We start from the raw sequence: 579 nt of genomic DNA, 5'->3' as shown, positions 1-579 counted from the left end.
GCACACCGCCGAGGGCTGGTCGACGTCGTTCACCGGGGCCCAAATCGGCGCTGACGCAATGGAAACCTGGTCGCGAGGGCTGGAGCGATTCAACACCGCGCGCGCCAAATACAAGCCGGCCCAGTTCTACGACGTCGACTACAAGGAATTGATCGCCGACCCGATGGGTATTGTCGCCGATATCTACCGGCACTTCGGGCTGACGCTGACCGAAGAGGCCAAAGCCGCGATGGAAAAGACCCACGCCGACAGCCAGTCCGGCGAGCGGGCGCCCAAGCACACCTATTCGCTGGCCGACTACGGACTCAGCATCGAGACGGTCAAGGAGCGCTTCGCGGGGCTGTAAGTCACAGGACCCACAGGGGTTTCCGCGCCCGGGCAGCACCTCTTTTGCCCGCCTCTCAGCGACAACGCCGTAGACGGTTCCGGCGCTGCCGTTTTGTCGCTCAAAGGTGGGCAAAACACCAAATGCTCTCGGGCTTGGGCGCAGGTGTGCGGACGGCCGGGCGCGGAAACCCCTGTGGGTCCTGTGACTTACAGCCCCGCGAAGCGCTCCTTGACCGTCTCGATGCTGAGTCC

General features: G+C 64.1%; 1 protein-coding gene. It reads left to right on the top strand.

Annotated features, from left to right (window positions below; genetic code table 11):
- On the top strand, window positions 1–346 hold a 346-nt coding region (locus tag A5625_RS13415; RefSeq protein ID WP_197515997.1), incomplete at its 5' end, for a sulfotransferase.
- Window positions 347–579: the final 233 nt, after the last annotated feature.

Source organism: Mycobacterium sp. 1465703.0 (assembly GCF_001672975.1).
Classification (GTDB): domain Bacteria; phylum Actinomycetota; class Actinomycetes; order Mycobacteriales; family Mycobacteriaceae; genus Mycobacterium.
Note: the sequence above shows the minus strand (reverse complement) of the source record. Positions and strands in the feature narration are given on the sequence as shown.